The following is a 24,774-nucleotide window of genomic DNA, read 5'->3' as shown; positions in this document are numbered from 1 at the left end:
GCTTTTTTTATCTGGAGGATGAATGACTGTCACGGACATCGTACTGGTTTTATTTATTGTTGCCCTTCTGGCTTACGCGATCTATGACGAGTTCATCATGCCCCGCCGCCACGGCGAGACGCTGCTCTCACTTCCCCTTCTGCGACGCGGACGCGTGGATGCGTTTATCTTCGCGGGTCTGATCGTCATTCTGATTTACAATAACGTCACCAGCCATGGTGCAATATTAACCACATGGTTATTATGTGCGCTGGCATTAATGGCGATTTATCTGTTCTGGATCCGCACGCCAAAAATCATTTTTAAATCCCGTGGATTTTTCTTCGCCAATGTCTGGATAGAATATAACCGTATTAAAGAGATGAATTTATCCGAAGACGGTGTGCTGGTGATGCAATTAGAACAGCGCCGCCTGCTTATTCGGGTGAAGAATATTGACGATCTGGAAAAGATATACCACTTACTCGTTAAAACTCAGTGAGTTAGATATATAGCATCGGCTATATTCTGTGTCTGATTCGCAGACAAAATATAGCCTGAGCTATATCCTCACCGTTAATTTGATCACTTTTTTTAACGTTATTTTCACGCTTAAAGACAAATGAAAATCGTTATCAATCATCAGTCTAAATAATGCTTCTTCATTGTTGTTTTATATTCTCAAAATATGTTAAGGTTGCGCCCGTCGTTGGGGAGTAGCCGATTTCCTGTGCGCAGGAAATGTGCGTGTCAACATACTCGTTGAAAAACGTGGCACGTACGGATCGCTATCAGCACATTTTCTGTGCAGCGCGATCAGGCGAGACCATAGATACATCAACTGCTGTTTACTGGGGGCAGTGATGTGTCATATGGATATCCCCGGTCTGGACGCTGTTATGAATATCTCCGCTACGATCCTTCTCGCTTTTGGCATGTCCATGGACGCGTTTGCTGCTTCCATCGGAAAAGGTGCCACGCTTCACAAACCTAAATTCTCAGAAGCCCTGCGTACCGGTCTCATTTTTGGCGCTATCGAAACGCTGACTCCACTTATCGGCTGGGGCCTGGGCATGCTCGCCAGCCAGTTTATATTAGAGTGGAACCACTGGATTGCGTTTGTCCTGCTGGTATTTCTCGGCGGTCGAATGGTGATTGAAGGTTTTCGCGGTAGTGATGATGACGCCGAGGAGCCTCAGCACCGCCACGGATTCTGGCTGCTGGTCACGACGGCCATCGCTACCAGCCTGGATGCGATGGCCGTCGGCGTCGGTCTGGCATTCCTGCAGGTCAATATTATCGCCACCGCGCTGGCCATTGGCTGTGCCACGCTGATTATGTCCACGCTGGGCATGATGGTCGGACGGTTTATCGGCCCGCTGCTGGGTAAACGCGCCGAAATTCTGGGGGGTATTGTGTTAATTGGCATTGGCGCCCAGATCCTCTGGGCACACTTCGCTGGTTAATCTTCGCGCTGCCAGATGTGGATACTGAAATCCGTCTGGCAGCGAAATGTGGACTGCGCCGCTAGCGTTTCCCACACCTCCGGTTTTGCCCGCCACGCGAACGGCGTCATCTGCAACAGCGCGCTGGCCTCTTCCCCCTTCAGCGTCATCTCGTACTCGACGGTTTGCGCCTGCTTCAGGGCAAAACCGGCCAGCTGTTCTGAATGGGGAGCATGCAGACGCACCTCATCGTAGATAAGCCCCTTCAGCTCCATCAGATGACGCGGTCCTGGCGTCACGGTAACCACCCATCCGCCAGGCTTCACTACGCGCGCCAGCTCCTCGGCCTTACAGGGCGCGTAAATGCGGACAACCGCGTCCATGCTGGCATCGTCAAACGGCAGCCGGTGGCTGGACGCCACACAGAACGTCACGTCAGCGTAACGCTTTGCCGCCGCGCGAATCGCCACTTTCGAGACATCCAGACCGAAGGTCTGCGCGCCCTTCTCACGTGCAATCTCCGCAAACCGTGCGGTGTAGTACCCTTCCCCACAGCCGATATCGAGCAGGGCGGTTGCTGAGCCAGCGAGGATGTCATTCAGTGTATGTGCGACCGTCTCACGCAGCGGCAGATAATGCCCGGCATCAAGAAACGCACGGCGCGCCTGCATCATCTCTGCGCTGTCGCCTGGATCGCGGGAGCGCTTGTGCTGCACCGGCTGAAGATTTACGTAGCCTTCTTTCGCCATATCAAACTGATGCCCCTGCGGACAGGTATAACTTTTATCTGAACGCGTCAGGACCGCGTGGCAAAGGGGACAACTGAAGGACATGGTGACTCCGGAGCATAATCAAAGGGCGAAGTGTACCGCTATTCGCCCTGGTTATAAACGCCCGGTTAGCGCATAACGATCAGGTGATCGGAGCCCGCCGGTAAGCCGTCAGGTTTCACATTTTCCAGACGGAGCACGTTACCCATAATCTCGCTGAACACGGGAGCAGAGACGGCGCCGCCATAGTAAGCCCCGTTTTGCGGGTCGTTAATCACCACCACCAGGGCAAAGCGCGGATCGCTGGCAGGAGCAACGCCCGCGGTGTAGGCGACGTATTTATCGACATATTTGCCGCTATCATCAATTTTCTTTGCCGTACCGGTTTTCACCGCTACCCTGTAATCGCGCACGGCGGCCTTCACCCCGCCGCCGCCGGGTAGCGCGACGCTCTCCATCATGTGCTCTACCTCATGCGCAATCTCTTCTGGCATAACGCGGTGGCCCATAACGGGGGGATCAATACGGGTAATGGAAAGAGGACGCTCAAGCCCGAAGCCTCCAATGGTGGCGTAGACGTGCGCCAGCTGCAGCGGCGTGACCATCAGCCCGTAGCCGAAAGCAAAGGTCGCGCGGTCGAGCTGGCTCCAGTATTTACGCTGCGGCAACAGTCCCGCGCTCTCCCCCGTCAGGCCAAGCTCGGTTGGGGTTCCAAAACCAAAGTTTCGATAGGTATCGAGAAGATGCTGGACCGGCATTGCCAGGGAGAGGCGGGACACGCCTGTGTCGCTCGATTTTTGCAGAATGCCGGTCATGGTCAGTTCGGGATAGTAACCGACGTCGCGGATACGATGCCCGTCAAGGGTGTACGGGTGCGTGTCAATCACGCTGTCCGGCTTGACCAGCCCCTGCTGCAGGGCGGTCATCAGCACCAGCGGTTTGACGGTCGAACCAGGTTCGAACGTATCGCTGATCGCACGATTGCGAAAATCGTTTATTGTCGCCCCTTCCCGGTTATTGGGGTTGAAATCCGGATAGCTGGCCATAGCGAGTATTTCCCCGGTGGGGATATTAATTAATACGGAGGCACCTGACTCGGCCTTGTTCCAGGCCACGGCGTTATCGAGTGCATCTTCGGTGATGGTTTGCAGCCGCTCGTCAATACTCAACTGGATGTTATGCGCCGGTACGGGGGCAACTTCTGTCAGGTTTTCAACCACGCGACCATAGCGGTCTTCCCTCACCTGCCGCACCCCTGCCTTGCCCGTCAGTTGCGTATTGAAGCTCTTCTCTACACCTTCAATGCCCTGCCCGTCGATGTTGGTGAAACCAATCAGGTTCGCGGCCACATGGCCGGCCGGATAAAAACGGCGGGACTCATCGCGTAAATTAATGCCGGGCAAATTTAGTTTGTCGATCCACTTTGCCTGCGCGGGATCCACCTGGCGGGCAAGGTAAATGAAACGCCCCTGGGGATTGGCGTTGATGCGTGCCGAGAGGGTATCCAGCGAGAGATGCAGCGCGTTCGCTAACGCCTGCCAGCGTTCATCAACGCCGACGCCGCCTTTTGCCAGCACCGTTTTGGGATCGGCCCAGACGGCCCGGACGGGCACACTCACCGCCAGCGGACGACCTTCGCGATCCATTATCATGCCGCGCGGCGCATCAATCGCCAGCTGACGGAGGGAGCGCATATCTTCCTGCTTCACCAGATTGTCAGGCTTGACGATTTGCAGCCAGGCAACGCGGCCCAACAGAAACGCCAGACTACAAAAAATCGCCAGACAGAGCAGAGCAAAACGCGCCGGTGTGAAATTTCCAGCGGTCGTTATCAATTTCTTTTTCACCTGTACCCCAGGGCTGTAAAACAACGCCCTGATTTAACGGGAAAAGCCGACAAGAAGGTGGCGAAACAGTGCTACGAACCTCGCAGCTTTGCAACAAGTTACTAACAAGGCCGCAGATCGTAATATTTTGAAAGATAAGGGACATAAAAAAGCCCCGCGAGATGCGAGGCTTTATATCTGAGATTGAAACGCGGCGCGTTTCAGTCAGCAGCGGTTCGATCAGATAGCAGTTACGTTAACTGCAGCAGGGCCTTTCTGGCCATCCTGAATTTCGAACTCAACGTTCTGGCCTTCAGCCAGAGTTTTGAAGCCGTTACCCTGGATTGCAGAGAAGTGTACGAACACGTCTTTGCTGCCGTCAGCAGGAGTAATGAAACCAAAACCTTTAGACTCGTTGAACCACTTAACTTGACCTTTAATCTTTGCCATTTGCAAAATTCCTTAGAGTGTTTTCTTAGCCCGCAGGCATTAACTGAGATAAAACTGAGACATTACTGCATGAGGCACTAATATAAGGTTCGGCAGAGAAGCGGTATTCAACGACAACGTGTTTACTCAGGACTTCTTTACTGAAAATGCCACACATAAACAGAACTGTACCTCGTTTGACCCAAAACGTGTTATCACACACAATGTTTAATATGGCAAGCCATTTTTAAACATGTCTCGATCCGCCGCACAAATTCGAACAATGCCTGCCAGGTTCTGCACAATTATGCGCATCGCGAACAGACAGCCCTGCTACGTTACAAAGCCCCAGCGCTGCTCTCACAGTCGCTGTAATCTAAGACATTTTTAACATAGCTCAATCATTCCAAAGCGTCCAGCAAACGGGAAAAGAAATCTTACGCAATGATTGAGTTAGAACAATTTGTGAAAAGTTATGCTTAAATCATTGTAACGCGACCAAATTGTTTCAGGGAAAAAGCAGTGTTAATAATCTGACCGCTGCTGTATTAAAATGCACCAGGTTATAAACAGTGTTATGCACCAAAATAATGAAATTTTTATGACGCTGCATCAAAAGAAGGCAAGCAAAACGTTTCGATAAAAATAAAACAATCTCACGCCCCCGTTTATACAGAATATATGCTGAAACCTGTCGCTTCGTTTATAAGGATAAATATTCACCAATTTTCAATATTCTGAAGGAATGATTAACTGGTGCTAAATTATCTAGCGCAGTAATTAACTCCTGCACGGGTTCATCCAGCGCTTCATCCGCCAGCTCAAACACGCCCCAGTGAATGGGAAACGCCAGTGGAGACCCCAGTTGCTGCCATAATGCTACTGCCGATTGCGGATCCATATGATGGACAGCCATGAACCATCTTGGGGCATAGGCACCAATCGGTAATGCGGCAACATCAACCGGCCCCAGACGTTCCGGTATCAACAGCAGTTCAGGGGAATACCCGGTGTCACCGCTGAACCAGAAACGGTGATGTCGTCCTTCCATGACCCAGCCGCACCATAACGAGCGATTGCGGTTCCACGGCGTGCGCATACTCCAGTGCTGCGCCGGTACAGCAGTGAGCGTCATTCCCTGCCAGGTGAAACTTTGCCACCAGTCGAGTTCAACCACCTGTTTTGCTCCCCGACGTCGAAACCAGGCAGCCAGGCCAAGAGGAACAAAGAGCTGCACATTGGGAAAACGCCTGAGAATACGGCGAATGGTCGCGTCATCAAGATGATCGTAGTGATTATGGGAGATGACGACCGCATCAAGTTGCTGAAGCTTGTCGACAGACAGTGCGGGAGGCGTCCTTCGCTGTGGTCCGAGAAAAGGAAGCGGAGAAGCACGCCGTGAAAATACCGGATCGGTCAGGAGGATATTGCCGTCCATCTGCAGCAACACGCTCGCATGCCCCAGCCACCATACGCCATCTTCATGCGGTTGCGTGAGCACAGCGGGTTGCCACCACTGGCGAATAAAATTGTCATAACCCAGTGTGGGCGGTTTCGGTAGACCGGCCTCTTTACGCGCTTTACGCCAGCGGTCAAGGTCGCCGGGTTGATGTCCACCAGGTTGGGTATTACGAAAACCGTTTGGGGTGTGATGGTTCAGGGAGGGGTCATACCAGGGATTTTTCCAGACCACGGCCACCTCCCAACGCAAAAAGATTAACGCTCAGCCACCAGGCGGATAAAGTCGTCTTCGTCTTTCTTGTCTTCAGCAACCGCGTCTTTCGGCGCGTCTTTCTCTTCCGGTTCGTTCGCTTCACACAAACGGCGAAGCAACGCATTCTGGCGCTTTTGCTGATCGAGCAGCGCTTCCAGCAGTTCGATCTGCTCGTTCGTACGTGAACTGGCGCGGTTCACGAAAAACCAAACGACCAGGCCCACAAGCAGCACCACCAAAGACATCATCAGGGATGCCATATTCAGCAGCCCTGAATTCAGTAACTCACCCATTTCACCACCTCAATAAAAACGTCTATTTTACCACTGGCGCGAAGGAAGGAAATCACCTTGAGAAAAAATGCGTATTACCACGGAATAAACTTATTGATTGCGCAAACGCCGCTAAAAAACTGTACATCCTGATCGCACATCACATTGATAGTCTGCGTCCATAACACCACGCACGCTATCAGCACGATAATCAGAATCACCCAGCGTATTTTTTTCACTCCACACTCCGTTTAAAGACCTGATGCCACCAGGTTAACACGCTTATCTTAAACAAGGACTAACTGTACCGCCATCACCCCCCTTTTAAGAATTCTGCACTTGTTTCAGAGCGTAAACCGTTTAGGCTGAATGTATGATAACAACGATAAAAGAGGTAATGATGCGATTAATCATTCGAACAATTATTGCACTGGCCGTCGTCTGGACGGGTCTTCTGTTAACGGGTTATGGCGTACTCGCGGGAAGCAACGAAAATGCAGCCGGACTCGGCATTCAATGTAAATACTTAACCGCGCAAGGTCTGAGCACGGCGCAATATCTGCATACTGACAGCGGGATTATTGGTTTAACCAACTGCCCTGTGCTGCGTAAAACGTCCGTTGTCATTGATAATGGCTAACCCCTCTTCTTAGCCTCAGACACAAAAACGCCGCAACAGATGCGGCGTTTTTTTATGCTAACAACGATTAAAACGGGTAGTCGTGATAACCCATCTGTTCAGAAATTTTACGCGCGGCCGTGTGCAGAATCGCCACGTACTCGTGCAAACGCTCTTCGGAGAAGCGCAGGGTCGGGAAAGAGATACTCAGGCCCGCAATCACCACACCAAAGCGGTCAAACACCGGCACGCCGATGCAGCGCAGCCCTTCTTCCTGTTCTTCGTTATCCTCGCCATACCCCTGCTCACGCACCTGATCGAGCACCGTTAACAGCGCATCCGTATTGGTTATTGTTCGTTCAGTGCTGCGTTTGTACTCCACGCCCTCGAGGATCTGTTTCACCTCATCGCGATCGCGCCACGCCAGCAGAACCTTACCGATAGCGGTACTGTAGAGCGGGTTGCGACGTCCAATGCGTGAATACATACGCAGGTTATACATGGAGTCGATTTTATGGATGTAAACAATGCTGTCTTCATCCAGCGCGCCGAGATGGATGGTCTCTTTGGTCAGACGCGAGATTTCACGCATCTGAATATCAGCGCTGCGGATCAGGTCAACATTTTGCAATGCACGGGCGCCCAGCTCGAACAGTTTCAGCGTCAGAGAGTATTTTTCAGACTCGCCTTCCTGGGCAACGTACCCCAGTGACTTCATGGTTTGCAAAAAGCGATAAACGGTGCTTTTCGACATCATCACACGCTGCGACAACTCTGTAATACCAATCTCACGCTCTTCCCCGAGCGCCTGTAAGATGCCAAACACCTTCAGCACGGAAGAAACAGAATCTGGCTGTTTATCCAAATCCGCAATAGCCATTTACCACCTCATAGAGAGTGTTTTATAAAAATCAGAACCGGTTTTTATTATAAGTACCCGTCATGTCACCTGCAATCAGTCCCCGTTTACTTCGTTACAAATCTGCGACATATCGCGCCAGTAACAGTGCTAAAATAGTTACCCTGAGAATAATTTCACGCTGAGCTTTTTACTCCTGATGGAAAAGAATCTTTCCGATGGTCTGCCTTTACCCCAGCGCTATGGCGCGATAGCAACCATCATTATTGGTATCTCAATGGCCGTCCTTGACGGCGCCATTGCAAACGTTGCCCTGCCAACCATCGCCAGCGATCTGCATGCCTCCCCGGCCAGTTCGATATGGATTGTTAACGCCTACCAGATTGCGATTGTGGTTTCGCTGCTTTCGTTCTCATTCCTCGGCGATATGTTTGGTTACCGTCGGGTGTATCAGTGCGGTCTGGTGGTTTTCACTCTCACCTCATTGTTATGCGCCCTGTCGGATTCACTGCATACCCTGACGCTGGCGCGCATTGCGCAAGGTTTTGGCGGCGCGGCGCTCATGAGCGTCAACACGGCGCTGATCCGCTTAATTTATCCGCAGCGCCATCTGGGCCGCGGGATGGGGATAAACTCGTTTATTGTCGCCGTCTCTTCCGCTGCCGGGCCAACCATCGCGGCGGCGATCCTGTCCGTTGCGTCCTGGCAATGGCTGTTTGCCATAAACGTGCCTTTGGGAATGGTGGCCATCTTCTTTGCCCTGCGTTTTCTTCCCGCTAACGGCCCGAAAAGCACCATGCCGCGCTTCGACGTGGCGAGCGCGGTGATGAATGCCCTCACCTTTGGTCTGCTGATTACCGCCCTGAGCGGTTTTGCGCAGGGGCAATCGTTGATGCTTACCGGGGTGGAACTCCTCGCACTGCTGGTGACAGGCTTCTTCTTTGTTCGCCGCCAGCTTGCTCTGCCGGTGCCTTTACTGCCGGTTGATCTGCTGCGGATCCCCCTCTTTTCACTCTCCATTTGCACCTCTGTCTGTTCGTTCTGCGCGCAGATGCTGGCCCTGGTTTCGCTGCCGTTCTTCCTGCAGAGTGTGGTCGGACGTTCAGAAGTAGAGACCGGGCTGCTGTTAACCCCGTGGCCGCTGGCAACAATGGTGATGGCCCCGCTGGCGGGCTATCTGATCGAACGCGTTCACGCCGGTTTGTTGGGTGCGCTGGGGCTGGCGGTGATGGCGACGGGGCTTTTCGCGCTGGCACTGCTGCCGTCGTCGCCTTCAGACCTGGATATCATCTGGCGCATGGTGCTGTGCGGAGCGGGGTTTGGCCTGTTCCAGTCCCCTAACAACCACACCATTATTACTTCGGCGCCACGTCATCGCAGCGGTGGGGCCAGCGGCATGCTGGGGACCGCGCGTCTGTTGGGACAAAGCACCGGTGCGGCGCTGGTCGCCCTGATGTTTAACCTCGCTGGCCAGAACGGCAACCATGTTGCACTTCTCACCGCCGGTGTACTTGCCACCCTTGCGGCTATCGTCAGCGGCCTGCGGGTGACCCAGCCCAGGGTTCAGGCATAAAAAAAGCCGGGCGGAGTGGTCTCCTGCCCGGCTTAGTACGCTGCTTTACTTACTTCAGGTATTCCCCACTGCGCAGCGCTTCAATACGCTTATCCAGCGGCGGGTGAGACATAAACAGCTCGCTCAGCGATTTTGATTTACCGTTGATGCAGAAGGCCATCATGCTGTTCGCTTCCTGCGGCTCGTAGCTGGTTTTCAGACGCTGCAGGGCAGCAATCATCTTCTCACGACCGACCAGCTTCGCAGAGCCGGCATCCGCATGGAATTCACGGTGACGTGAGAACCACATGGTGATGATACTGGCCAGAATACCGAATACCAGCTCCAGCACCATTGAGACGGCAAAGTAGATCAGCGGGTTACCGTTGCTCTCTTCGCCTTCGTCGCGGTTCCCACCCATAAAACCTGCCGCAATCTGCGCCAGAATACGGGAGATAAAGATAACGAAGGTGTTCACCACGCCCTGAATCAGGGTCATGGTCACCATGTCGCCGTTGGCAATATGGCTGATCTCGTGGGCAATAACCGCTTCGGCTTCGTCACGGCTCATGTTCTGCAGCAGACCGGTGCTCACGGCAACCAGTGACGCATCACGACGGGCACCCGTGGCGAAAGCGTTAATATCCGGAGCATGGTAAATGGCGACCTGCGGCATGGCGATCCCGGCCTGACGGGATTGCTGCGCCACCGTATTCATCAGCCACTGTTCCATATCGTTACGCGGTTGCTCAATGACCTCACCGCCCACCGATTTCAGTGCCATCCACTTCGACATCAGCAGGGAAATGAAAGAGCCACCAAAACCAAACAGCAGCGCCATAATCAACAGACCCTGAACGCTGCTCGACTGAATTCCTGTCAGGCTTAGCACAAGCCCGAAAACCACCATCACCGCCAGGTTGGTGAGCAGGAAGAGCGCGATTCGCATCATAATTTTCTTTTTACCTCAGTTTAACAAAACGCACTATGCGATTACCCACATCGTATGGGTATTACGGCTATTTTCAAGCATCCGGCGGGCGTAAGTCACCAGAAAGACACAACTTTACACAATTGGAAAGCTGGCTGACGGAAGGATGCAGAACAAAAAGAAACAGGCACAATGTCTTGTGCCTGTTGGGAGATTATTTTGCCGGAGCGGGCTGCTCGGCAGGCTTCTCTTTTTCCAGATTCGCCAGGTCAAGTGCGATATGCACCGTCTCGTCCAGATATGGATCCGGCTCCTGGTAATCTTTAGGCAGATCGTCCAGTTTCTTGAGCAACGGCTTGCCTTCGCGTTTGAAGCGGTCGTTGATACGCGCCAGACGGGTTGCGTCATCCTCGTTGTTCTCTTTCTCACGCTGAGCGTAGTTCAGAGAAACAATATTCCGTTTATCTTTCATGGCATTGAAGCGAGCAATGTCCTTCATGATGTACTGGAATTCAGGATCTTTCGCGATGCGTTCGTTATGGTCTTTCAGCAATTCCGGACCAAACTGGGTCATATCACCGGCTTTGACATAGGTCGCGGCATTGATGCTGTCCCACGGCAAGGCGTTATCTTCAAACTTCTCGCCGGTTTCCGTCTCTTCCGTGCCTGTCGGCATGATGATGTCTGGCGTCACGCCTTTACGCTGCGTACTGCCGCCATTCACACGGTAGAATTTCTGAATGGTGTACTGAACCGACCCCAGCGCTGGCCATTCCGGACGCAGCATCTGATCGTAAATACGGTTCAGGGAGCGGTACTGCTGAACGGTCCCTTTACCGAACGTCGGTTCGCCCACAATCAGCGCACGGCCGTAATCCTGCATGGCAGCGGCAAAGATTTCAGACGCGGACGCACTGAAGCGGTCAACCAGGACCACCAGCGGGCCTTTGTAGTAAACCACGCCGTCGTTGTCGGCATCTTCACGGACTTTACCGTTATTATCGCGGACCTGAACCACCGGACCTGAAGGAATAAACAGACCAGAGAGTGAAACCGCTTCCGTCAGCGCACCGCCGCCGTTACTGCGCAGGTCGATAATTACGCTGCTGACGTTCTGCTTTTCAAGCTTCTGCAGCTGCACTTTCACATCGTCGGTTAGCCCCACATAGAAGCCCGGAATATCCAGGACTCCCACCTTCTCTTTACCCACGGTTTTCACCGACATTTTCACCGCGCGGTCTTCCAGACGGATACGCTCACGGGTCAGGGTAACGATACGGGTTTTGGTGCCTTTTCCGGCTGGCAGAATTTCCAGACGAACCTTGCTGCCTTTCGGGCCTTTGATCAGCGCAACCACGTCATCAAGACGCCAGCCGATCACATCAACCATGTTCTGGCCGGTTTGACCCACACCGACAATACGATCGCCGACGCTGATCGCTTTACTCTTGGATGCCGGACCACCTGCGACCATCGAATTGATCACCGTGTAATCATCATCCATCTGCAACACCGCGCCGATACCTTCCAGAGACAGGCTCATTTCAGTATTGAACTGTTCGGTGTTGCGCGGAGAGAGATAGTTTGTGTGCGGATCGATTTCGTGCGCAAAGGCCGTCATGGCCAGCGAGAAGACGTCCTCACTGTTGGTCTGCGCCAGACGACGAATGGCAAATTTGTAACGGCGCGTCAGCGTGTCACGGATCTCTTTTTCATCTTTGCCCGTGAGCTTCAGGCTCAGTTCGTCGTATTTCACTTTACTGTCCCACAGCGCATTCAGCTCGGCTTCATCTTTCGGCCAGGGCGCTTTACTGCGGTCCAGATTAAAGGTGTCGTTGCCGGTGAAGTCCATCGGACGTTCCAGCACTTTTAGCGCGTACTGATAGCGTTCGAAGCGGCGCTTTTGCGACAGGTTGTAGAGATCGTAGAACAGATCCAGCTTGCCTGAACGCAACTCGTCACCCACCTCGGATTTACGCTTAGCGAACTGCTCGACATCACTGGCGAGCAAAACGTTATGACTGTAATCCAGCAAGTTCAGATAGCGGTCAAAGATTTTGGCCGAGAAGGCCTGATCGAGATCGAACTGACGATAGTGCGAACGGGTAAAACGTGAGGTCACGCGCTCGCTCACCGTCGCGTGCTGCGTCTCTTCCTTGAGTACCGGAATTTGATCAACACGGGTGATATCGTCCACTGCAAAAGCATGACCTGTTATGGCAAACAGGCCCGCCAGCGCGGTGAGCTTAAAAAAAGTGTTCATGCCAGGCTTGGCCTCCGTTTCAGAACAACAAGTGTTCTGCGCGTACAATCATTGACATACCAGAAGTCAGCTGTACACGAACGCCATCTTTGGTGATTTCCAGTACGGTGGCGTCCATAGCATTGTTACCCGCTTTTACCTTCAGAGCCTGACCTACGCTCAGAGCGTTAATGTCAGAAACTGGAGTGTGGCGCGGCTCTTCACGAGGGGCGCGCGGGGCTTTAGCTGCTGGTTTGTCAGCACGCGGTTTGCGATCGTTGTTGTCGTTGCGACGTGGCGCAGGACGAGGTTTACGCTCGCGACGAGGCGCGTCTTCCTGACCATTAGCCGCTGCGGCTTCACGTTTTTTCGCTTGCTGTTCAGCACGTTGTGCCTGAACGCGTGCTTTGGCTTCTTCCAGCTGTTTACGCGCGTGCTCTACGTGCTGCTCGTCCAGCTCACCACAAGGATTGCCGTCGAGATCCACACGGGTCGCGCCCGGTTTGATACCGTACAGGTAACGCCAGCTCGAAGTATAAAGACGTAAGGCGGAACGCAGCTGAGTTTTGCTGAGGTTCATTTCCCCCTCAACGCGCGCTACCAGATCCTGAAAAATACCGACTTTCAGGGGACGAGCTTCGCCTTCAGCGCTGAAGCACTGTGGGAAACGCTCGGCCAGAAATGCGATAACTTCTTTACTGCTATTCAACTTAGGTTGATTTTCCATGAAATTTCCTGATTACAACGGACGTTGCCAACAAGCGCAGGCATGAACAGGCGTCATTATAATGACGCTATCCGTAAATGCTACGTTATCCGTTGATTATCCTGCGACGCTCGCAAAGAATTTTTGATAATCGGTTGCTGCGAGTACATTTTCCAGATTCGCCACCAACTCGCGCAGCCCCTGTTCGTCCTCGGTTGTAAAGCGACTGAAGACCGTACTGTCGATGTCCAGAACGCCAATAATCTGATTTTTTACCACCAGCGGCAGAACGATTTCAGAATTACTGGCGGCATCACAGGCAATGTGACCGTCAAACGCATGCACATCTTCCACACGCTGTACCTGATTCTCAGCCACCGCGGTACCGCAGACACCACGACCAACCGGAATGCGCACGCAGGCCAGTTTGCCCTGGAACGGGCCAAGCACCAGCGTTTCCCCTTCCAGGAGGTAAAAGCCAGCCCAGTTCACGTCAGAGAGACGTTCAAACAGCAATGCGCTAGTATTTGCCAGAGTGGCTAAGAAGCTGGTCTCACCCGCCATCAATGCCTTAAAATCGCGGTTCAGATCCGCGTAGAATTCTGTTTTGTTCATTATTCAATCACTTAGTTGTCTTACAAAATTACCGCATAGCCTATTAAAATAAGCATTAAATGCGCTCATGCTCAAGATGAATCCGTTCATGAGTTATTATAACTTTCAACAATACTTATTTGTGCGCAGCTGATGGCCTTAAAAACAACCAAAATTACGCCGACAAAAAAGATAACTGTCCATACGGTAAGCCAGGCTTTGCCCCGTGCACATTATCAGCGTTGCCCTCAGTGCGATACGCTTTTTATGTTGCCGAAGATGAAATCGCACCAAAGTGCCTTTTGTCCCCGCTGCGACGCCAAAATCCGTGACGGCCGCGACTGGTCGTTAACCCGCCTCGCCGCCATGGCGGTCACCATGCTGCTGCTGATGCCGTTTGCCTGGAGCGAGCCGCTGCTCAAACTTTACCTGCTCGGCGTGCGTATCGACGCCAACGTGCTGCAGGGGATCTGGCAGATGACGCGTCAGGGCGATCCGCTGACCGCGGCCATGGTGCTGTTCTGCACCGTTGGCGCACCGCTGGTGCTGGTCGCCGCCATTGCTTACCTCTGGTTTGGCAACATTCTGGGCATGAACCTGCGCCCGGTGCTGCTGATGCTGGAAAAGCTGAAAGAGTGGGTGATGCTGGATATCTACCTGGTGGGCGTGGGCGTGGCGTCAATAAAGGTACAGGACTATGCGTTTCTGCAGCCGGGCGTCGGGCTGTTTGCCTTCATTTGTCTGGTCTTGCTCAGTATCCTGACGCTGATCCATCTGAATGTGGAGCAGCTCTGGGAGCGCTTTTACCCTCAGCGCCCCGCGACCCGCCCCGATGAGAATCTTCGGGTTTGTCTGGGCTGCCACTATACCGGCTTTCCCGACGCGCGCGGCCGCTGCCCACGGTGCCACATCCCGTTGCGGCTGCGGCGCAACAACAGTCTGCAGAAATGCTGGGCCGCGCTCATTGCCTCTCTGGTCTTCCTGATCCCGGCCAATATGCTGCCCATCTCCATCATCTATGTGAATGGCGGACGTCAGGAAGATACCATTCTCTCGGGGATCATCTCGCTTGCACACAGCAACATCGGCGTGGCGGCAATCGTCTTTATCGCCAGTATTCTGGTGCCGTTTACGAAAGTGATCGTGATGTTTACCCTGCTCATCAGTATTCATTTTAAATGTGAGCAAGGTTTGCGCACCCGTATTCTGCTTCTGCGATTCGTGACCTGGATTGGCCGCTGGTCAATGTTGGATCTGTTTGTGATTTCGCTGATGATGTCGCTCATCAATCGCGACCAGCTACTTGCTTTTACAATGGGACCCGCGGCTTTTTATTTCGGCTCTGCGGTGATATTGACTATTCTTGCTGTGGAATGGCTGGATAGCCGCTTACTTTGGGATGCACATGAGTCAGGAAACCCCCGCTTCGCCGACTGAAGCGAGAATTAAAACTAAACGCCGCATTTCGCCATTCTGGTTGCTGCCTGTCATCGCGCTGATGATTGCGGGCTGGCTTATCTGGACGAGCTATGAAGATCGCGGAAGCACTGTGACCATCGATTTCCAGACCGCTGACGGCATCGTTGCCGGGCGAACCCCTGTTCGCTTCCAGGGGGTTGAAGTCGGTACGGTTCAGGACATCTCCCTTGGAAAAGGGCTGAACAAGATCCAGGTGCGGGTCAGTATCAAATCTGACATGCAGGATGCCCTGCGCAGCGAAACGCAGTTCTGGCTGGTGACCCCGAAAGCCTCGCTGGCCGGTGTCTCCGGGCTGGATGCGCTGGTGGGCGGTAACTATATCGGCATGATGCCGGGCAAAGGTGAGCCCCAGGATCACTTTGTTGCGCTGGATACCCAGCCCAAATACCGTCTCAATAACGGCGATTTGATGATCCATCTGCAGGCGCCGGATCTCGGCTCGCTGAACAGTGGCTCCCTGGTCTATTTCCGTAAAATCCCGGTTGGCCGCGTGTACGACTACGCGATTAACCCGAACAAACAGGGCGTCACCATTGATGTGCTGATCGAACGTCGCTTCACCAACCTGGTGAAAAAAGGCAGCCGCTTCTGGAACGTCTCCGGGGTGGATGCCGATCTCAGCCTGAGCGGTGCGAAGGTGAAGCTGGAGAGTCTGGCGGCACTGGTGAATGGCGCCATTGCCTTTGATTCCCCGGAAAACTCAAGCCCGGCCACCGCCGACGACACGTTCGGGTTATACGCTGACCTGGCGCACAGCCAGCGCGGGGTGATTGTCAAACTGGCCCTGCCCGATGCGAAAGGGCTAAAAGCTGGCTCAACGCCGCTGATGTATCAGGGGCTGCAGGTGGGTCAGCTCACCAAAATGACCCTCAACCCGGGCGGCTCGGTCACCGGCGAGATGACGGTCGATCCGAGCGTGGTCGATCTCCTGCGCGAGAAGACACGTATCGAAATGCGCAGTCCGAAGCTCTCCCTGAACGACGCCAATATCAGCACCCTGCTCACCGGCAATACGTTTGAGCTGATCCCCGGTGAAGGTCAACCCAGCAACAGCTTCGTCGTTGCCCCGGCGGATAAAGCCCTGCTGCAAAAACCGGGGGTGGTGACGGTCACGCTCAATGCCCCGGAAAGTTACGGTATCGAAGCCGGACAGCCGTTGATTTTGCATGGCGTGCAGGTGGGTCAGGTGCTGGAGCGTAAGCTCTCTGCGAGTGGCGTGAGCTTCTCGGTCGCCATCGATCCGCAATACAGCGACCTGGTGCACGGCGACAGTAAATTCGTGGTGAACAGTCGCGTCGACGTCAAGGTAGGTCTGGACGGCGTGGAGTTCCTCGGTGCCAGCGCCAGCGAATGGGTTAACGGCGGCATCCGCATTTTGCCGGGCGATAAAGGCCCCGTGCGCGACAGCTACCCGCTATACGCGAACCTCGAAAAAGCGATTGAGAACAGCCTGAGCGATCTTCCTACCACCACGCTGACATTAAGCGCTGAGACGCTGCCGGACGTGCAGGCAGGTTCCGTGGTGCTGTACCGCAAGTTTGAAGTCGGGGAAGTGATTACCGTTCGCCCGCGTGCGGACGCGTTTGATATCGAGCTGCATATCAAGCCCGAGTACCGCAAGCTGCTGACGCCAAACAGCGTCTTCTGGGCCGAAGGTGGCGCGAAAGTTCAGCTCAATGGTAACGGGCTGACCGTGCAGGCTTCCCCGCTCTCACGCGCGCTGCGCGGCGCGATTAGCTTCGATAATCTCAGCGGTGCGGGTGCCAATCTGCGTAAAGGCGATAAGCGTATTCTTTTCCCGTCGGAAACCGCCGCGCGTGCCGTGGGGGGGCAAATTACCCTGCATGCGTTTGATGCCGGTAAGCTGGCGGAAGGCATGCCAATCCGCTATCTGGGCATTGATATCGGGCAGATCCAGAAGCTGACGCTCATCACCTCGCGCAACGAGGTGCAGGCCACCGCCGTGCTGTATCCGGAATATGTGCAGACCTTTGCGCGCACGGGTTCGCGCTTCTCCGTGGTCACACCGCAGATTTCGGCCGCGGGGGTGGAACATCTCGACACCATCCTGCAGCCGTATATCAACGTTGAGCCCGGCCAGGGCAATGCGCGTCGTGATTTCGAACTGCAGGAAGCCACAATCACCGACTCGCGCTACCTGGGGGGCCTGAGCATTGTGGTGGAGGTGCCGGAAGCTGGCTCGCTGAGCATCGGTACGCCGGTCCTGTTCCGCGGCATTGAGGTGGGGACGGTTACGGGCCTGACGCTCGGTACACTCTCCGACCGCGTGATGGTGGCGTTACGCATCAGCGAACGTTACCAGCACCTTGTCCGCAACAACTCGGTATTCTGGCTGGCATCCGGCTATTCACTGGACTTCGGCCTGACGGGAGGGGTGGTGAAAACCGGCACCTTCAATCAGTTCATTCGCGGCGGCATTGCCTTTGCAACGCCGCCGGGAACGCCGCTGGCGCCGAAAGCGCAGCCGGGTAAACACTTCCTGCTGCTTGAAAGTGAACCCAAAGAGTGGCGTGAGTGGGGAACGGCCCTGCCGCGTTAATCTGAAAGGCTCCGGTGTCAACGCGCCGGAGCCTTTATGTTACACTGTGCACCTGAACTTTTCCCTGTGGTGTGCCCGTGGCTCAAAACTCCGTATTTCTTCCTGAACAATTCCTGGCGCAGATGCGCGAGGCGCTTCCCTCTCATCTCTCCTTAGACGACTTTATTGCCGCCTGCCAGCGTCCGCTGCGCCGCAGTATCCGCGTCAACACGCTGAAAATCAGCGTCAATGATTTTCTGACGCTGGTCGCGCCCTACCGCTGGCAGCTTACGCCAGTCCCGTGGTGTGCTGAGGGGTTCTGGATCGAACGCGATGATGAAGATGATGTGCCGCTGGGCAGTACCGCTGAACATCTGAGCGGTCTGTTCTATATTCAGGAAGCCAGTTCGATGCTGCCGGTTGCTGCCCTGTTCGCGGAAGGCAATGCGCCTGAACGCGTAATGGATGTTGCCGCGGCTCCTGGCTCGAAAACCACGCAAATTGCCGCCCGTATGGGCAATCAGGGGGCGATCCTCGCCAACGAGTTTTCCGCCAGCCGGGTGAAAGTGTTGCATGCCAACATCAGCCGCTGCGGTATTCATAATGTTGCCCTCACCCACTTCGACGGGCGCGTCTTTGGCGCCGCCTTACCGGAAGCTTTCGATGCCATTCTGCTGGACGCCCCCTGCTCCGGCGAAGGGGTGGTGCGTAAAGATCCCGATGCGTTAAAGAACTGGTCGGTGGAAAGCAACCTTGAGATCGCCGCCACACAGCGCGAGCTGATCGACAGCGCCTTTCACGCCCTGCGACCGGGCGGAACACTGGTTTACTCCACCTGCACCCTCAACCGTGATGAAAACGAAGACGTCTGTCTGTGGCTGAAAGCGCAATACCCGGATGCGGTCGACTTTCTGCCGCTAAACGATCTGTTCGCCTCAGCCGGTGAAGCGGTCACCCCCGAAGGTTTTCTTCACGTCTTCCCGCAGATTTACGATTGTGAAGGGTTCTTTGTGGCGCGTCTGCGTAAAACGCAGGCGGTGGCTCCCCTCCCTGCACCTAAATTCAAGGTTGGCACTTTCCCGTTTGCGCCTCTTAAAGGTCGCGATGCCGCACAGCTTATCGCGGCCGCCAGCCAGGTTGGGCTGGTCTGGGATGAAAGTCTGCACCTCTGGCAGCGCGATAAAGAAGTTTGGCTTTTCCCGGCGAATATCGAACCGCTGATTGGTAAAGTGCGTTTTTCGCGCATCGGGATCCGCCTGGCGGAAGTGCATAACAAAGGCTATCGCTGGCAGCACGAGGCCGTCATCGCACTTGCCGGGGGCGAGAATACTTTTGCCCTCACGCATCAGGAAGCCGAAGAGTGGTACCGTGGTCGCGATGTCTACCCGGCGAGCACCCCGGCAGGCGATGAAGCAATCGTGACGTATCAGGGGTACCCGCTGGGACTGGCAAAAAAGGTCGGCTCCCGACTGAAAAACAGTTATCCGCGCGAACTGGTCCGCGATGGTCGTCTGTTTACCGGTAACGATCGCACCGACTAAAAAAAGCGCACTTTTTTACTGGCGATTTTGCTCTCCTTGTCTACGATAAAAAATGGGTGACCGTACTGGTCATACCAGATTTTAACAACCGACCCGGAGAGCACTATGACGAAAACCAGCGTGCGTATTGGCGCTTTCGAGATCGACGACGCAGAACTGCGCGGCGAAGCACAAGGCGATCGAACGTTAAGTATTCCCTGCAAATCCGACCCGGATTTGTGCATGCAGCTCGATGCGTGGGATGCCGACACCAGCGTCCCGGCAATACTTGATGGCGAACATTCTGTCCTTTACCGTGAGCATTACGATAGCAAAACCGATGCCTGGGTCATGCGCCTTGCCTGACCTAAAGAGAACCCGCCCGAAGGCGGGTTATTTATTACTGCAGTTGCACCAGCGTAAAGTAACCGTCAAAAACGGCCCCCGTATCAATATAGTGAAGATTATTAAAATCATACCGTCTGTCGACGGGCGTATGGCCGAACCAGAAATGATCCGCGCCGCTGATACCCTGCCCTTTACCCACCATAAAGCCCATCAGCCGATCGCGATCCCATAAAACGCGCTGGGCGCTGACCGGTTTTTGCCAGCGGTATTCCGCTGCCGGATAATCGGCATGGGCAATCACATTCAGGCCGTTAGCGCAGGTTATCTCAATAATATGCGGTAAATCGCGGCAGGCATCGAGCAACGACAGCGCGAGCTGTTGCTGGTCGCGTTCAAGTTGCGCAAACCACATTCCGCCATTCATCGTCCAGAGAGAAAAATCGTTATTATCCAGACTGTCGAGAGCCATTTGCTCGTGGTTGCCACGCACGGCACGAAACCATTTTTCATTGATAAGCTGTAATGATTTAACACTGTCTGGACCACGATCGATCAGATCGCCCACAGAAATCAGTAAATCCTCAAACGGGTTAAAATGACGGCATTTGAGCTCGTCTAAAAGCCGCTGATAACAACCGTGAATATCGCTGACAACCCAGACGTGACGCCACATCCGCCCCTCTATTCGCTGGTACATAAGGCAAGGCCCTCCTGTTAACAGTATAGCTGCAGCAGAAATGACAGAAGATCGCCAGGGCTCTCGCAAAATCAAACAAACGCTAAACCAAACGGAAATAAAGGTCCGCGCACTATTAATCCCTTTTTACTGGCTCTTTAGAATAAGGGGAGATAAAAACGAGGGCCTTCACGTGTCTAATACAGAACTGCATAACGATGTTTTCTATCCACATCGCACACATATTATTTCTGAGCTGGTGAAAGGCAAACGGACTCCTGGGCCAATCTGGCAGAAACGCGAATATCGCCTCAAGTTCCTTCTGCGTTCGCTTCTGTTCTGGTCCTCCACCCATCGCATGCTGGAAAGCCTTGCAGGTCGCGACGACTTCGACAGACTGCTGGCCTCTCAGGTAACCTTACCGAGCAAGACCCATCGGCAGTACCTGATGCGCGGCCTGACGGCGAGCGATCGCGCTGACGCTATCATTCACCACTATCACTGGATTGATAGCCTGAAAGAGAAGGGGCTGGCCCAGGCGCTGACCAGCCCGCATGAGCAACCGTTCGTCCAGTTCAGGGCCAAAAACGACGCGATCTATACCGTCAATGCCTCTTGTGCCGGGAAAGCCGAGCGCGAAGGCGAAAGCACGCTGTGGCTGCGCGATAACGAGAATACGCTGCTTGCCAGCCTGACCTTTAGCGTTGCGCGCAGCAATGGCCAGCGGGTCATCGTGATAGGTGGACTTCAGGGCCCCCGCCGCAACGTCTCGCGGGATGCCATTAAGCAGGCCACCCGCGCCTGCCACGGTCTGTTCCCAAAACGGCTGCTGATGGAGGTGATTTTCCAGCTGGCGGCACAGTCGTCAGTGCGGGCAATTTTTGCCGTCAGCGATGAGGGACACGTTTTCCGCGCCTTGCGCTATCGCCTCAGTAAAGGTCGCCACTTCCACGCCAGCTATGATGAGTTCTGGGGATCGCTGGACGGTAAAAAACTGTCCGCCTTCTGCTGGCAACTCCCCCTGCAGATGGAGCGCAAATCCCTTGAGGACATTGCCAGTAAAAAGCGTGCCGAATACCGCCGTCGCTTTGAACTGCTTGATGAAATTGAGGCGTCCGTTAAATCGCGCTTTTAAGCCCGGCATTGCCATTTACTGACGCGACACGAAAATTTAACAAAACAGGCAAAAAGGGCTGGACTTCCGCATGCTGTGTTGTGTTATGTTTTAGCTGGACGTACAGAAAGTGCGCGCTGTATGAGAAAGACATTACCGGGATTATTCTTTCACTTTCATACAGATAAAAAGAGACCGAATACGATTCCTGTATTCGGTCCAGGGAAATGGCTCTTGGGAGAGAGCCGTGCGCTAAAAGTTGGCATTAATGCAGGCTAAGTCGCCTTGCCTTTTAAGAATAGATGACGACGCCAGGTTTTCCAGTCAACAGTTAAAGCGGCTGGAAAAAAAGCGTCAGAGCATCATTAAACGAAAAAAACCGCAGTGCTTTCGCAAGCATCTGCGGTTTTTTATTGGAAACCTGAACGTTAGCAGAGCTTATCCGCGCGCTCAATAAACGGTGCCAGACTCATCTTCTGCCCAGGGTGGGAAGGATCGTCAATCTGGATCACGCTGATAGGCTGCCCGCTACTCTTCCCGCTGGCCACCTGCTGCTCGGCGGTATCATTCAGCGGGTATTGCACCAGCGTACTCGGGTTGATGGCGTACAGCGCATGGCCCGGACGGCAGGTCAGCATCACCTCTTCGCGATTAAACGCCCATTTGTCCTTACCCACTTCGAAACGGCTGACGGTGATAACCTGTGGTGCAGCAAGCGCGCTCCCCGTGCAGGCCAGCAATACAAGAGAAAGTACTGTCTTTTTCATATGATATTTAACCTTGTCAGAAGGGTTCCCAGGTGGCGAACAGGCTTACCGTTGCCAGTACCAGCGCCCCCAGCACCACTTCTGCCTGTGTCATCCTGATAAAAATCTGTTGTGCCCGTCCGGTTTCCGGACGGAACCGTGGCACCAGAAAATACCGATTTGCCAGCGCAATTACCACCATCAACGCCACCAGCGCACATTTGAACAACAATAACTGTACATAACCAGCCTCCCAGGGAATCTGGAGGCCGAGTATCATTAGCGCGTTAACCACCCCGGTGAGCAGCACGCCGGCGACGGCGTAATGGCCCACGCGTGAGAAGCGCATCATGGTGTAGATGGCGGCAGTCTGCCAGCGCCCTTTGGCCAGACGCATGCAGAACAGCAGCGGCAGTAATCCCCCCAGCCAGGTGGCGGCACAGATCAGGTGAACAGCATGATTAAGACGCTGCAAAGCCCCCATCGCCCCCTCCAGCATCGCCGCGTGTCCTACCCCGGCCAGCAGGATAAGCTGCCCCATTGCCAGCAGCAGCAATCGCGACCCTTTCAGTGGCGCGAGCCATGCGGCGCCGACCGCGATCGCCGCGAGAATAATCTGCCACAGCCAGACGCTACCAAACTGCGTTCCCAACACGCTTTGCCAGACCTGCGGGGCAAACACATCTCCCCAGCCGCTTCCCATCAATCCGCCCTGAAGCATAAACATGAGAAGTGCGGCCGCCAGGCTGATTAAGGAGGCCACTTTCTGCTGCGCCTGAAAACGCCGTGACATTAAACGCTGGAGAGAAGAAGGTGCAAACCAGACGCTGTAAAGCGCATTGCCAAAAACCAGCATCAGCGCCCCAAAGTGGATAAAGCGCAACCCGATGTAAATCAGCGACAGCATACTATTTCACGCTAAAGTGATAGCTGCCTTTGGTTTTATGGCCATCAACCGAGACCACATGCCAGTCGACCTGGTAAGTCCCTGGCGTCAGCGATTGTTCCAGCGGTACGGTAAGCTGAGTTTTATTCTTTTCGTCTCGCGTAGCGGTACCGGCCCTGATGACCTGTTTTTGCGCATCCGTTACCACTACACCGCTAAAACCGGGTTCGATACCCTCCGAAAAATTCAGCGTCAGGGTCTGCGGTGCGCTCACCTGGCTGTCTGCCGCCGGGATAGTCTGTTGAAGATGCGCATGCGCAAGCACCGAGGGAGAAATCACTGTAGAGGCGAGAAAAACCAGTGCGCATGCCGCGCGGGAAGCGGAGAAACCCATCGCAATCATTCCTTTTTATTATGTCTGTATGCTAAAGAATAACGCTGTATAATAAACGAGTCGAGGATCATCCCGCCTCCGCTTGTCATCGTCGCGCAATCGCGGTAACGTTGCCGCCGCATAATAAGGAGAAGGTAATGAAGATCAATCTGGCCGCCCTTCCTCAGGACGAGATGGATAAAGTGAATGTCGATCTCGCTGCCGCTGGCGTCGCTTTCAAAGAGCGTTACAACATGCCCATCGTGGCGGAAGTTGTTGAACGTGAACAACCTGCCCATCTGCGGGACTGGTTCCGTGAAAGATTAATCGCCCACCGTCTCGCCTCGGTCAATCTCTCCCGTTTGCCGTACGAACCTAAAGTTAAATAAGCTTAACGACTCGTTACACTTCCTTACGCTGAATCTGGCAGGATAAGAAAACCCTGATTAAATTAGGTGTATTCTTAAATCCCTGCGACTCAGTGTATAAGGAAGTCACGATGTCACATTGGAATATAGCGGCAGCCCAGTATGGCGGGCTGCACCAGAGTATAGATGACCATGTTACGCACCACCTTCGCTTCATTGCGGAAGCCGCACGGCAACGGTGTGATTTGCTGGTCTTCCCTGAACTTTCATTAACGGGATCCGGGACGTCGACGTTACCTCCCCCACCCGGCGACGCGCAACTGGATCCCCTGCTTGACGCGGCCCATTTTTACCGGATTACGGTGATTGCCGGGCTCCCTGTTGAGCGCAATGGTCTGCGCCAGAAAGGCCTCGCGCTGTTTACCCCCTCTCGCCAGCGCGTTTTGCGCTATCCGCAAGGCAGCGGTGCCAGCCTGATGCCGGGGGACAAACACCTGAGCATCATGGATGCCCACGCCGATTCGCCGAATCTCGACCCGAGTGCAACACTCTTCACCAGCTGTCAGTCGGTGCGGGATTACCGCTGGCGACAGTCCATCAGCACCCTTCAGCGCTTCGCGCATAAATATGCCATTGCTGTGCTCATGGCGAATGCCGGTAGCGGCAGCGCGCTGTGGGATGATAAAGGTCAGCTGATTGTCCGCGCGGATAACGGTGAGTTACTGTTGACGGGCTCGCTCGGCAGACAGGGTTGGCAAGGCGATATCATTCCTTTAGGCTAGGCGTT

Annotated in this window: 26 protein-coding genes, 1 pseudogene and 1 riboswitch; of the genes and pseudogenes, 11 read left to right on the top strand and 16 right to left on the bottom strand. The window is 54.2% G+C overall.

The genetic code is table 11. From position 1 onward, the window contains the following. Positions 1–22 precede the first annotated feature (22 nt). Together GM298_RS03690 and mntP are read left to right on the top strand one after the other, a co-directional pair. Positions 23–481 (top strand): DUF986 family protein, encoded by a 459-nt coding sequence (locus GM298_RS03690; protein WP_045285474.1) that lies wholly within the window; start codon positions 23–25, stop codon positions 479–481. Between the two features lie 197 nt (positions 482–678). Next, positions 679–868, top strand: a riboswitch (yybP-ykoY riboswitch). Between the two features lie 10 nt (positions 869–878). Beyond that, positions 879–1,445 carry a manganese efflux pump MntP gene (gene mntP, locus GM298_RS03685; protein WP_025756892.1) on the top strand — a complete coding sequence of 189 codons (567 nt, stop codon included), beginning with the start codon at positions 879–881 and terminating at the stop codon, positions 1,443–1,445. On the opposite strand, the gene rlmA is transcribed toward mntP, so the two are convergent. From rlmA to mgrB, 7 genes and pseudogenes are all read right to left on the bottom strand, one after another. Continuing rightward, positions 1,442–2,257: a 23S rRNA (guanine(745)-N(1))-methyltransferase gene (gene rlmA / locus GM298_RS03680; protein ID WP_266153606.1), complete on the bottom strand. Its 816-nt coding sequence runs from the start codon at positions 2,255–2,257 to the stop codon at positions 1,442–1,444. The genes mntP and rlmA overlap by 4 nt on opposite strands. Before the next feature lie 65 nt (positions 2,258–2,322). Next, positions 2,323–4,041, bottom strand: coding sequence for a peptidoglycan glycosyltransferase FtsI (gene ftsI, locus GM298_RS03675; RefSeq protein ID WP_095450094.1), 1,719 nt, complete (start codon positions 4,039–4,041; stop codon positions 2,323–2,325). A gap of 219 nt (positions 4,042–4,260) precedes the next feature. Then, a complete protein-coding gene (gene cspE / locus GM298_RS03670) occupies positions 4,261–4,470 on the bottom strand; it encodes a transcription antiterminator/RNA stability regulator CspE (RefSeq protein WP_001062678.1) in 210 nt (69 codons plus the stop codon). A 12-nt stretch (positions 4,471–4,482) separates the two neighbouring features. After that, positions 4,483–4,627 (bottom strand): annotated as a pseudogene (locus GM298_RS03665) (DUF2627 domain-containing protein). Positions 4,628–5,152: 525 nt separating this feature from the next. Next, positions 5,153–6,142: an MBL fold metallo-hydrolase gene (locus GM298_RS03660; protein ID WP_266153643.1), complete on the bottom strand. Its 990-nt coding sequence runs from the start codon at positions 6,140–6,142 to the stop codon at positions 5,153–5,155. Between the two features lie 23 nt (positions 6,143–6,165). After that, a complete protein-coding gene (locus GM298_RS03655) occupies positions 6,166–6,456 on the bottom strand; it encodes a YebO family protein (RefSeq protein WP_047958942.1) in 291 nt (96 codons plus the stop codon). Positions 6,457–6,530: 74 nt separating this feature from the next. Beyond that, positions 6,531–6,674 (bottom strand): PhoP/PhoQ regulator MgrB, encoded by a 144-nt coding sequence (gene mgrB, locus GM298_RS03650; RefSeq protein ID WP_006175995.1) that lies wholly within the window; start codon positions 6,672–6,674, stop codon positions 6,531–6,533. A 161-nt stretch (positions 6,675–6,835) separates the two neighbouring features. Here mgrB and GM298_RS03645 point away from each other — a divergent pair, with 161 nt between their 5' ends. After that, positions 6,836–7,075: a YobH family protein gene (locus GM298_RS03645; RefSeq protein ID WP_025756897.1), complete on the top strand. Its 240-nt coding sequence runs from the start codon at positions 6,836–6,838 to the stop codon at positions 7,073–7,075. Positions 7,076–7,142: 67 nt separating this feature from the next. On the opposite strand, the gene kdgR is transcribed toward GM298_RS03645, so the two are convergent. After that, positions 7,143–7,934 carry a DNA-binding transcriptional regulator KdgR gene (gene kdgR, locus GM298_RS03640; protein ID WP_025756898.1) on the bottom strand — a complete coding sequence of 264 codons (792 nt, stop codon included), beginning with the start codon at positions 7,932–7,934 and terminating at the stop codon, positions 7,143–7,145. Between the two features lie 178 nt (positions 7,935–8,112). Between kdgR and GM298_RS03635 the strand changes: the two genes are divergently transcribed. Continuing rightward, positions 8,113–9,486, top strand: a complete 1,374-nt coding sequence (locus GM298_RS03635; protein ID WP_047958943.1) for an MFS transporter — start codon at positions 8,113–8,115, stop codon at positions 9,484–9,486. Between the two features lie 49 nt (positions 9,487–9,535). Here GM298_RS03635 and htpX read toward each other — a convergent pair whose 3' ends face one another. From htpX to GM298_RS03615, 4 genes are all read right to left on the bottom strand, one after another. After that, positions 9,536–10,417 (bottom strand): protease HtpX, encoded by an 882-nt coding sequence (gene htpX, locus GM298_RS03630; RefSeq protein ID WP_014884290.1) that lies wholly within the window; start codon positions 10,415–10,417, stop codon positions 9,536–9,538. A 193-nt stretch (positions 10,418–10,610) separates the two neighbouring features. Beyond that, a complete protein-coding gene (gene prc, locus GM298_RS03625; protein WP_047958944.1) occupies positions 10,611–12,659 on the bottom strand; it encodes a carboxy terminal-processing peptidase in 2,049 nt (682 codons plus the stop codon). 19 nt (positions 12,660–12,678) lie between these two features. After that, positions 12,679–13,365, bottom strand: a complete 687-nt coding sequence (gene proQ, locus GM298_RS03620) for an RNA chaperone ProQ (protein WP_025756901.1) — start codon at positions 13,363–13,365, stop codon at positions 12,679–12,681. A gap of 96 nt (positions 13,366–13,461) precedes the next feature. Continuing rightward, the gene (locus GM298_RS03615) at positions 13,462–13,959 is read right to left on the bottom strand and encodes a GAF domain-containing protein (protein WP_008500476.1); all 498 of its coding nucleotides are present in this window, start codon (positions 13,957–13,959) and stop codon (positions 13,462–13,464) included. 132 nt (positions 13,960–14,091) lie between these two features. Here GM298_RS03615 and yebS point away from each other — a divergent pair, with 132 nt between their 5' ends. The 4 genes from yebS (at position 14,092) to GM298_RS03595 (ending at position 19,842) form a co-directional block, all read left to right on the top strand. Continuing rightward, positions 14,092–15,375: a membrane integrity lipid transport subunit YebS gene (gene yebS / locus GM298_RS03610; protein ID WP_045286382.1), complete on the top strand. Its 1,284-nt coding sequence runs from the start codon at positions 14,092–14,094 to the stop codon at positions 15,373–15,375. Next, positions 15,344–17,977 (top strand): PqiB family protein, encoded by a 2,634-nt coding sequence (locus GM298_RS03605; RefSeq protein ID WP_152001961.1) that lies wholly within the window; start codon positions 15,344–15,346, stop codon positions 17,975–17,977. Before yebS ends, GM298_RS03605 begins: the two co-directional genes overlap by 32 nt. Before the next feature lie 77 nt (positions 17,978–18,054). Further along, positions 18,055–19,497, top strand: coding sequence for a 16S rRNA (cytosine(1407)-C(5))-methyltransferase RsmF (gene rsmF / locus GM298_RS03600; RefSeq protein ID WP_266153603.1), 1,443 nt, complete (start codon positions 18,055–18,057; stop codon positions 19,495–19,497). Positions 19,498–19,602: 105 nt separating this feature from the next. Continuing rightward, positions 19,603–19,842 carry a YebV family protein gene (locus tag GM298_RS03595; RefSeq protein ID WP_008500472.1) on the top strand — a complete coding sequence of 80 codons (240 nt, stop codon included), beginning with the start codon at positions 19,603–19,605 and terminating at the stop codon, positions 19,840–19,842. Positions 19,843–19,876: 34 nt separating this feature from the next. Here GM298_RS03595 and pphA read toward each other — a convergent pair whose 3' ends face one another. Further along, on the bottom strand, positions 19,877–20,521 hold the full coding sequence (gene pphA, locus GM298_RS03590) for a protein-serine/threonine phosphatase (RefSeq protein ID WP_126801101.1): 645 nt from the start codon (positions 20,519–20,521) through the stop codon (positions 19,877–19,879). A gap of 172 nt (positions 20,522–20,693) precedes the next feature. On the opposite strand from pphA, the gene GM298_RS03585 reads away from it, so the two are divergent. Then, on the top strand, positions 20,694–21,635 hold the full coding sequence (locus tag GM298_RS03585) for a VirK/YbjX family protein (RefSeq protein WP_262746413.1): 942 nt from the start codon (positions 20,694–20,696) through the stop codon (positions 21,633–21,635). A gap of 407 nt (positions 21,636–22,042) precedes the next feature. Here the strand turns inward: GM298_RS03585 and GM298_RS03580 are convergent, their stop codons facing one another. Genes GM298_RS03580 through yobA form a run of 3 tightly spaced genes read right to left on the bottom strand, consistent with a single transcriptional unit; the run spans position 22,043 to position 23,640 of the window. Further along, positions 22,043–22,381, bottom strand: a complete 339-nt coding sequence (locus GM298_RS03580; protein ID WP_025756907.1) for a YebY family protein — start codon at positions 22,379–22,381, stop codon at positions 22,043–22,045. Between the two features lie 16 nt (positions 22,382–22,397). Next, positions 22,398–23,267 carry a copper homeostasis membrane protein CopD gene (copD, locus tag GM298_RS03575; RefSeq protein ID WP_104557096.1) on the bottom strand — a complete coding sequence of 290 codons (870 nt, stop codon included), beginning with the start codon at positions 23,265–23,267 and terminating at the stop codon, positions 22,398–22,400. A gap of 1 nt (position 23,268) precedes the next feature. Further along, positions 23,269–23,640, bottom strand: a complete 372-nt coding sequence (gene yobA, locus GM298_RS03570) for a CopC domain-containing protein YobA (protein WP_126801104.1) — start codon at positions 23,638–23,640, stop codon at positions 23,269–23,271. A gap of 137 nt (positions 23,641–23,777) precedes the next feature. Between yobA and GM298_RS03565 the strand changes: the two genes are divergently transcribed. Both GM298_RS03565 and GM298_RS03560 read left to right on the top strand, forming a co-directional pair. Next, on the top strand, positions 23,778–24,008 hold the full coding sequence (locus GM298_RS03565; protein ID WP_013096102.1) for a DNA polymerase III subunit theta: 231 nt from the start codon (positions 23,778–23,780) through the stop codon (positions 24,006–24,008). Positions 24,009–24,118: 110 nt separating this feature from the next. Continuing rightward, the gene (locus GM298_RS03560) at positions 24,119–24,769 is read left to right on the top strand and encodes a carbon-nitrogen hydrolase family protein (RefSeq protein ID WP_025756910.1); all 651 of its coding nucleotides are present in this window, start codon (positions 24,119–24,121) and stop codon (positions 24,767–24,769) included. Positions 24,770–24,774: the final 5 nt, after the last annotated feature.

Origin of the sequence: Enterobacter sp. HSTU-ASh6, assembly GCF_026319105.1 — a bacterium.
Classification (GTDB): Bacteria; Pseudomonadota; Gammaproteobacteria; order Enterobacterales; family Enterobacteriaceae; genus Enterobacter; species Enterobacter sichuanensis.
This window is presented reverse-complemented; position numbering and strand designations above follow the sequence as displayed.